Raw genomic sequence first — 1,409 nt, forward strand, 5'->3', positions numbered from 1 at the left:
AAACTACCCGATAGGGTAGTTTACTAGAAGCGCGGCAATTCCCCTCCCGCTAACCCGTGCCGGGTATAACGGGAGTCCCCTTGCCGCATCTCAGATGGAACTTTGGATGTATTAAATTCAGCAGAATCTGAGAAAGACCTATGTCGATGCATTTAGATCCCACAACACCAGTAGAATCGATGGCGGATTCCACGCAGAAACCGAAGCCAAAAATAACGATTAAGAGTGATGGGATTGGGGTTGGCAATTGTTATTGCTTCTCAGTATTAACTTAGCTTACTGTTAAATCCGCACTAGTGAATTGGCTGACTTGGTCTGGGAGGTTAAAGTTCCAACAACAGGAATGATAGAAGCTAAGGCTATCTCCCAAAATTGAACATTTGATGTAAATTGTAGCAATAATTATCGAGGATTTTTAAACAATGGAAACTCAAAATCTAGAAGTTGCCGAGATGCCAATAATAGATTCAGTAAGTAATACTTCAGTAAGTAGCACTGACAATGGTCACATAGCTCCTCCTCAAGAACCTATAACTGCAGCAACAATTCAAGCTTGGTTAGTATCCTATCTGGCTGAAATGTTAGAAATCGAACCCGATGAGGTGGATATTACCTTAGACTTTAATGACTATGGTTTGGATTCAAGTGCAGCTGTTGGAATCACGGGGGACTTAGAGGAATGGTTAAAGCAGGAACTCGCTCCTACCCTTCTTTACGATTACCCAAGTGTTGAATCTCTGGCGCAGCATTTAGCCAATGAACTCAAAGGAGAGGCTTAAATGGGATTAAATCTTCCCATTGATTCAGTTTCACTATAAACATCATCAAAGTTGTTAATTGCACTCACCGGGAAAAAAAAGTGATAAAAACTGTATCAAATCAAACCAGAAATAGTCAAGCTTCAAACCTGGAGGACAAAAATAATCAGAAGCATTTGACATTGATTGAAAGAACCTTTAATAATAATGTTAAGTCTGACTATACCGAGAAAATAGAGGAGCTAGGTAAAAACTTTAACTATCAGGTTAATCGCGATTTTTATTGGAGTGACCCAGAACTTTCGGTGCTCTACGGTACACCCATTTACCAAGCTGCCTCACCTTCGCAAAAAATTGCGCTCAATCATCTGTTCTGGGTTGCCATGTACAATGGAACAGCCGCTAGCGAAGCAGCAACTATCCTTTACAACCAAGTCACAAGGGGCGTTTTTGTCGCAGTTGGCGGTTACGAAACCCTATGCCGGGAATTGGAAACCGAAACCAACCAAGAACAATACCACGTTAAAACCTTTCAAAAAGTTGGTTACAAGACTAAGCAGGCGCTGCTGGGCAAAGCCCTATTAAAAAATTCCTTTCAGAGTAAATGGTACAAATCGCAGAAACAGAGGAGACTCAGAGGAAATATTGTCA

The 1,409-nt window shown here is 41.2% G+C and carries 2 protein-coding genes; both read left to right on the top strand.

All coding sequences use genetic code 11. The features are described 5' to 3' along the window. Positions 1–422: 422 nt before the first annotated feature. Positions 423–779 carry an acyl carrier protein gene (locus F6K53_RS42570; RefSeq protein ID WP_293086594.1) on the top strand — a complete coding sequence of 119 codons (357 nt, stop codon included), beginning with the start codon at positions 423–425 and terminating at the stop codon, positions 777–779. 80 nt (positions 780–859) lie between these two features. Next, positions 860–1,409: hypothetical protein (locus F6K53_RS42575; RefSeq protein WP_366511448.1), on the top strand; the 550-nt coding region annotated here is incomplete at its 3' end.

Source organism: Moorena sp. SIO4A1, from assembly GCF_010672065.1.
In the GTDB taxonomy this organism is placed as follows: Bacteria; Cyanobacteriota; Cyanobacteriia; order Cyanobacteriales; family Coleofasciculaceae; genus Moorena.

Coding starts and splice junctions, on each gene's coding strand:
- F6K53_RS42570 (WP_293086594.1), top strand. CDS start 423: ATGGAAACTCAAAATCTAGAAGTTGCCGAGATGCCAATAATAGATTCA.